7 protein-coding genes and 2 tRNA genes are annotated in these 6,545 nt (G+C 67.4%); 7 read left to right on the forward strand and 2 right to left on the reverse strand.

Annotated features, from left to right (window positions below):
* Positions 1 to 215: hypothetical protein (locus NTX40_09355; protein MCX5649284.1), on the forward strand; the 215-nt coding region annotated here is incomplete at its 5' end.
* A 175-nt stretch (positions 216 to 390) separates the two neighbouring features.
* Here the strand turns inward: NTX40_09355 and NTX40_09360 are convergent.
* Both NTX40_09360 and nadA read right to left on the reverse strand, forming a co-directional pair.
* Positions 391 to 2,232: a SpoIIE family protein phosphatase gene (locus tag NTX40_09360; GenBank protein MCX5649285.1), complete on the reverse strand. Its 1,842-nt coding sequence runs from the start codon at positions 2,230 to 2,232 to the stop codon at positions 391 to 393.
* A gap of 36 nt (positions 2,233 to 2,268) precedes the next feature.
* Positions 2,269 to 3,201 carry a quinolinate synthase NadA gene (nadA, locus tag NTX40_09365; protein MCX5649286.1) on the reverse strand — a complete coding sequence of 311 codons (933 nt, stop codon included), beginning with the start codon at positions 3,199 to 3,201 and terminating at the stop codon, positions 2,269 to 2,271.
* Between the two features lie 184 nt (positions 3,202 to 3,385).
* Between nadA and NTX40_09370 the strand changes: the two genes are divergently transcribed.
* The 6 genes from NTX40_09370 to moaC all read left to right on the forward strand — a co-directional run.
* Entirely contained in the window at positions 3,386 to 3,958 is a 573-nt protein-coding gene (locus NTX40_09370) for a hypothetical protein (protein MCX5649287.1), read from the forward strand.
* A 180-nt stretch (positions 3,959 to 4,138) separates the two neighbouring features.
* Positions 4,139 to 4,215, forward strand: a tRNA-Arg gene (locus NTX40_09375).
* Between the two features lie 78 nt (positions 4,216 to 4,293).
* Positions 4,294 to 4,368 (forward strand) — tRNA-Asn (locus NTX40_09380).
* Between the two features lie 122 nt (positions 4,369 to 4,490).
* Positions 4,491 to 4,781, forward strand: coding sequence for a GIY-YIG nuclease family protein (locus NTX40_09385; GenBank protein ID MCX5649288.1), 291 nt, complete (start codon positions 4,491 to 4,493; stop codon positions 4,779 to 4,781).
* 371 nt (positions 4,782 to 5,152) lie between these two features.
* Positions 5,153 to 6,118 (forward strand): GTP 3',8-cyclase MoaA, encoded by a 966-nt coding sequence (gene moaA / locus NTX40_09390; GenBank protein ID MCX5649289.1) that lies wholly within the window; start codon positions 5,153 to 5,155, stop codon positions 6,116 to 6,118.
* 318 nt (positions 6,119 to 6,436) lie between these two features.
* A partial coding sequence (gene moaC, locus NTX40_09395) for a cyclic pyranopterin monophosphate synthase MoaC (GenBank protein MCX5649290.1) occupies positions 6,437 to 6,545 on the forward strand: 109 nt, incomplete at its 3' end.

Genomic DNA, 6,545 nt, shown 5'->3' on the forward strand with positions numbered 1-6,545 from the left:
TCGCCATGACCGGGCGCCACGTCGGGCCGGACTACGAGCGCATCGAGGTCCGGCACCCGGAGATTCTGAAGGCCTTGAAGCAGTTGACGGGCAAAGACTTCGGGTACGACCGGACGGCGTGGCGTCGGTGGCTCCAGACGGGTCCCGAAGAAATCCCGGCGTGGGAACCGATCCGTTTCCGCGCGGACGGAAAGCCGGTCGGCGAAATAAAGTGAATCTGCGTATCTATAGCCTTATCTAAACGCAGAGAGCGCAGAGGCCGCAGAGAGAGGCTCGGGTAACAACGGCAAGACAGTTTCCGCCGTTGTCAACGCACGCTGTTCGCCGTTTCCCTATTTGGGCTGTTCTCTGCGTGCTCTGCGCTCTCTGCGTTGAGATGGCGTTGTAGAATTAGAGCACCTTGACGACCAGCAAGGTCATGTCGTCGGCGCGGGGGGCGAGGCCGGCGAAGCGGCGGATGTCCCACCGGATTTCCTGAACCATTCGCTCGGCGGGGTGGCCGGCGTGCCGGCGGATGGATTCCAGGAGCCTTTCCCTTCCGAAGTGTTCCCCGGCGAAGTTCGTCGCGTCGAACGCGCCGTCGGAGAAGACCACGAGCGTGTCGCCGCTCTGGAGGGCGACGGCCTCGTAGGCGTACGTGGCTTGGCGGTCGACGCCGAGCAACGGCCCGCCGACCGCGAGGCGCCGCACATCGCCTCCGCGCAGCAGGACGGGGGGTTCGTGACCGGCGGTGGAGTAGGTGAGGCGGCGGGCGCGCGTATCCAGAACGCCGTAGAAGAGCGTAGCGAACTCCGAAGGCTCGGTCTCGGCCGTCAGGCCCTGGTTGACGCGGTCCATGATGTGGTCGAGTTCGTAAACGTGTTCGGCCTGGGCGCGGAGGGCGGCGCGCAGGCTGGCCATCAGGATGGCGCCGGGGACGCCTTTGCCGGCTACGTCGCCGACGGCGATGCCGATGTTCGCCTTGGGCAATTCGATCCAGTCGTGCAGGTCGCCGCCCACTTCCTGGCTTGAGACGGTGACGGCGAAGAAGTCGTAGCCCGGCGCCTTGGGCGGGCGTGCGGGCAGGAGCCGGCGCTGCACCTGGGACGCCAGCGCCAGTTCCCGCTGCTGTTGGCGCGTCTGGGCGATCTGATCGACGAGTTGCGCGTTGTAAACGGTGGCGGCGGCCTGGTCGGCGATGCTCCGGAAGAGGCGGACCTCTTCCGCGGGGAAGGCGTGCGGGCGGTCGGTGTAGATGTGGAGCATGCCGAGGGGCTTGCCCCGGGCGATGAGGCCGACGGCGAGGCTGGACACCAGGCCCTCGCGGCGCGCCTCCTCCGGATAGCGGACGCGCGGATCGGTGCGCATGTCAGGGATGGTGATGATCTGGCCGCGGAGGGCTTCCTGGTCGTGGGGGTTCTCCGCGACGATGACCGGCCCCTTCTTCAGGTACGCCTTCGACAGGCCGTAGGTCGCTTTGATGACGAGTTCGTCGCCCGTCTCGTTCAGGAGCCTCAGGCTGCACGCCTTGACGTTCATCACCTCCGCCATGGTCCGAACGATGTTGTCGAGCACCAGGTCGGGCTCGAGGGTGGAGGAGAGCAGGCGGCTGGTATCGGCCAGGAGTGTCAATTCGTCGATGCGTTCCTGGAGGACGACCTGCTGGTAGCAGAGGCGCGTGAGGGTGTTGGCGAACAGTTGGAGGAACGCGATGGCGGCGCGCGTGTTGACGTCGGAGCAGATGGAAAGTTCCCGGGCGGCCTGCCGGAGTTCCTCCTCGTTGATGTTATGGACGCGGGCGAGGTCGGCGACCTCGTCGCGCGTGATCGGCCGTTCGGGCAAATCCCCCAGGACGATCGTCCCGAGCAGGCGGTCCTTGGCGCGGATGGAGGCGGCGAACTGGACGAGGCTGGCGTGGCAGACGTACTTGACGGGGGCGTCGGCTGTCTTGGCTGCCGCTGCCGCGGCATAATTGGAGATCGAACACGCCTCGTTGTCGTGCTGCGCGCCGCCCAGGAGGTCGCAGAATCGGCTGGAGCGGCTCGGCCGGGTGACGAGTCGGCCTTTGTCGTCGCGGATGCTCGTCGCCATCTGCGCCAGTTCCGCAAAGCCGTCCTGGATCGCCTGAAGCGTTTCCAGGTCGATGAGGTCCACGAGGCGCAGAGGCGGGTCGTGCTGGCGCGCCGCCGCGTCCCCGCCCGTTTCAGCGGGCCGGGCGGTGAGTTCTTCGCCTTGGGGGTTCGGTTCGGTCATGGTCTGTCTATCGGCTTGTGGTGATTGCGGTGCGATTCACGCGAGCGCGAGCATCCTCTCGATGGCCTGCCGCGCCCGCCCGGCCACGTCTTCGGGGACCTCGACGCGGACCTCCAGGTCCTCCAGCGCCCACGCGATCTTCTCCAGGGTGTTCAGTTTCATGTTCGGGCAGTCCGCCAGGCTCGAAATCTCGACGATCGTCTTGCCGGGATTCGCGCGGCGGATCGTGTGGCAGACGCCGAGTTCCGTACAGATGATGAATGCCTTGGCTTGCGACTCGGACACGCGCCGGATGATCTGGCTCGTCGAGCCGACGAAATCCGCCAGCGCCACCACGTCGCGCGTGCACTCGGGATGGACGAGGACTTCGGCCTTGGGGAAGTCTCGCTTCCGCGCGGCGACGTGCTCCGCCAGGATCCGGTGATGCGTCGGGCAGAAGCCCGGCCAAAGGATCAGATTCTTCCGCCCCGTCTGCTGCGCGACGTAGTCGCCGAGGCTCTCGTCGGGGACGAAGAGGATCGGCCGGTCCTTCGGGATGGACTCGACGACGCGGACCGCGTTGGCGCTCGTGCAGCAGATGTCGCTCATCGCCTTGACGGCGGCGGAGGAGTTGACGTAGCAGACCACCGCCGCGTCCGCGTGCCGGCGCTTCGCCTCCGCCAGTTCTCTCGGCGCGATCATGTCGGCCATCGGGCAACCCGCGTTCGGGTCTGGCATGAGGACCGTCCGCTCTGGGTTCAGGATCTTGGCCGTCTCCGCCATGAACCGCACGCCGCAGAGGACGATCACCTCGGCTTCGACGTTGCGGGCCTCGCGGGCCATGGCCAGACTGTCGCCCACGATGTCCGCAATGTCCTGGACCTCAGGCGTCTGGTAGTTGTGGGCGAGGATGACCGCCCGCCGATTTCGCCGCAGGCGGGCGATTCTCTCGGCCAATTCGGATGGCGGCAGGCGATCCAGCGACGTCACAAATCCCTCCGTTTCGGGACGTACGGCGGTTCATTCCGTGGCGTACGGCCCCGCATTATAGGTTTTGCCACCGGCGAGGTCCACCGCCAAAAAGCAGGGCCGCGGGGCCATCCGCTTCTTGCGTTGGCGCGCCGGCCCGATTAGAATGCTTCGCCACGACCTGAGCCGCCCCAGGAGAACGGCTGTGACGAACGTTGAAGAGATGACGGAAGAAACGACCAGCGAGGAACATCCCTCGCGGCCGGAAAACTGCGACGCGACGGACGTCAGGCCCCTCCAGGAGATCATCGACAACCTGCCGTACGGCGCCGTGGTCCTCGTGGGCGCGGCGATTCTGTGGATGGGTGCGGGAGCGGGCGTCTGGCGCTGGCTCGGACCGGTGCTGTTCATCGCCTATGGCGTGGCGGGGACGGTCTGGGTCATGGCTTTCATCTGTCCGTACTGCCACTTTTACGACACGCGCCTCTGCCCGTGCGGCTATGGGCGGATCGCGCCGAAACTGCGGGCGCGGAAGGGCCCCGACGGTTTTGCACGGCAATTTCGCCGGCACATTCCGGTGATCGTGCCACTCTGGTTCATCCCGCTCGTGGCCGGGATCGTCTTCCTCGTGAACGCCTTTTCGTGGCTCCTGCTTGCCCTGGTTGTTCTCTTTGCCGTCAATGCGTTTGTCGTTCTGCCCCTGGTGTCGCGTGAGTACGGCTGCGCGCGGTGTCCGCAGAAAGACGCCTGCCCCTGGATGGCCAAGTGCCGTTCCTAGAGCCTGTTTCATGACCCCCTCTCCCCCCCGGCGGGACGTTCCGCTTGTGGGAGAGGGCCGGGGTGAGGGGTTGCACGGGTTTTGAAACCGCCTCTGACCCCGCAGCCCATGTCCCAGGGCCGGCAACCTTGACACAGGGCCCCGCCGGGGCTATAGTTGGCCCGTCGTGGCTGTTCGTGCACGCGCGTAGCTCAATTGGATAGAGCATCGGCCTACGGAGCCGAGGGTTGGGGGTTCGACTCCCTCCGCGCGTGCCATTGAAACTCAAGAGTGCCACTGGCGCCCGTCGATAGATGCGGATGCCCCCTTGGCGGGGCGGTCGGACGCAAATGGGTTCCCCGGTAGCTCAATGGTAGAGCGCGCGGCTGTTAACCGCTAGGTTGCAGGTTCGAGTCCTGCCCGGGGAGCCATTCGACTCGCCCTCGCGTTGCTCGGGCTCGCTCATGGCCTTCGGCCAACGCGAGGGCGAGTCGAATGGCCCTGAGCGGAGGCGCGAAGCGCCGGAGTCGAAGGGCCATTCCACGAGAGTCCAATGTCTGCTTGGTTCTACATGCTGCGATTGCGTTCAGGGCTTCTCTATCCGGGCGCCACCACCGACCTGGAGCGCCGCTGGCGCGAACACTTCGAAGGAAAGGCGTGCCGGACGACACAACGGGACCCGCCCGTTGAACTGGCTTACTCGGAATCCTTCCCCGCGTTTGTCCAAGCGCGCCGGCGCGAAGCCCAAGTCAAGCGATGGTCCCGCGCCAAGAAGGAGGCGCTGGCAGCGGGCGACGTTGAGCGTCTGAAGGGTCTGGCGAAGCGGCGGACACGCCGGACATGATACGCGGCCTTGCCTGGCCCCGTTGCACTCGTTGCCCGAACACAACCGCCTCAAACCCTGGCTGCCGTAGCCCGACTTGTCCGACGTCTTGTCCGCCGAAGCCTCGGCGAAGGCGGAAGTTCACCCGCCCGTGGTGGGCCCTGGCGAAGGAAGGTTCCACGACGATCCCAACCGCCTGTCCGCCGACGAGCGCCTGAACGAACTTGCCGCCCCCCCTAGCCGCGGGCCGCCGCATTCTACCCGATTCTTCCCGGCCGGGCCGCGGATAGTCCGGCTTTCCCTTCAATCGCACGCGCGGATGCGTATAATGGGGCAGCGTGGCGACGGGCGATGCGGGCCCCGTTTGCCGGAACCCGGCCAGGAAGGGAAGGATGCAGGACTCGCGTCCCATTTCGCTTCGCGTCTCGGTCATTGACCGCTGCGACGAGCGGTGCCTCTATTGCCGGCCGCCCGAGGGCGTCGCCCTCGTCTCCCACGAGGAGGTCCTGCGCCTGGAGGAGATCCTGCGTTTCGTCCGTTTCGTGCGGGACCGCTTCGGCCTTTCGAAGGTTCGCCTGACGGGGGGCGAACCGCTCCTTCGCCGCGGCCTCGCGGACCTCGTGCGCGGACTGGCCGAGATGGGCCTGGCGGACCTGGCGATGACGACGAACGGCCAGCGCCTGGCCGAGATGGCCCAACCCCTCCGCCGCGCGGGCCTGCGGCGCGTCAACGTCAGCCTCGACTCGCTTGACCCCGAGAAGTATTGCCGACTCACGCGCGGGGGGGACCTCGCCCGGACGCTCCGCGGCATCGCGGCCGCACGCGACGCCGGCCTGGCCCCCATCAAACTGAACACGGTCGTTTTGCGGGGGATCAACGACGAGGAGGTGGTGCCCCTGGCGCGCTTCGGCCTCGAGCAGGGCTGCGAGGTCCGGTTCCTCGAACTCATGCCGATTGGCGAGGCGGCCCCGAACCACGCGCGGTGGTTCGTTTCCTCCGCCGAGGTCCGCCGCCGCGTCGCCGAGGCGATGCACCTTGAGCCGCTCGCCGACGAGCCCGGCTCTTCGAGCGGGACGTTCCTCGCCCGCGACTCGGGTGGCCGCACCGGACGCGTCGGTTTCGTCTCGCCGTGCTCCGAGCCGTTCTGCGGCGAGTGCCGGCGCCTTCGCCTGACGACCACCGGCCGGCTGCTCGGTTGTCTGGGTCAGCGGCGGGGGGTGGACGTGCGGGCGGCTTTGCGCGCGCCCGGCGAGCCGGACGAAGCGAACCTCGCCCGGGCCGTCGAGCAGGCGCTGCGCGCGAAGAGCGACGCCCGGCGCTTCGCCCGGCAGGACCTCATGGTCCGCATCGGCGGGTGAACATGTTTAGCCGCCGCGCGGCGCGCGGGTCGTGCACATTTAGCCGCCCACCTTGGTGGGCGCGTGCCGTTGCCGCGCGGCGCGCGGGTCGTGCACACATTTAGCCGCCCACCTTGGTGGGCGCGTGCCGTTGCCGCGTGGGCGCGCAGGTCGTGCACATTTAGAATAACGCGCCCAGTAAACTGGGCGGCTAAATGTGGGCGCGGTGATGGTGGCGTGGGCGCGCAGGATGCGAACGTTTAGCCGCGACCCGACTTGTCCGGCGTAGCCTGTAGGGCGAAGCCGGAAGGGGAGCGCGTTTGTGAAAGGGGAAGCGCCATGACGAAAGATCGGCGCGACCTGAACCACCTCGGCCCCGACGGCCGAGCGCGCATGGTGGACGTCGGAGCGAAGGCCGTCACGCGCCGCTCGGCCTCGGCCGAGGCGT

It is taken from the genome of Planctomycetota bacterium (assembly GCA_026387035.1).
Classification (GTDB): domain Bacteria; phylum Planctomycetota; class Phycisphaerae; order FEN-1346; family FEN-1346; genus JAPLMM01.

What these genes read in the sequence shown, in the direction of transcription:
- NTX40_09360 (MCX5649285.1), bottom strand. Translation starts at nt 2,232, where the DNA reads ATGACCGAACCGAACCCCCAAGGCGAAGAACTCACCGCCCGGCCCGCT.
- NTX40_09385 (MCX5649288.1), top strand. Translation starts at nt 4,491, where the DNA reads ATGTCTGCTTGGTTCTACATGCTGCGATTGCGTTCAGGGCTTCTCTAT.
- moaA (MCX5649289.1), top strand. Translation starts at nt 5,153, where the DNA reads ATGCAGGACTCGCGTCCCATTTCGCTTCGCGTCTCGGTCATTGACCGC.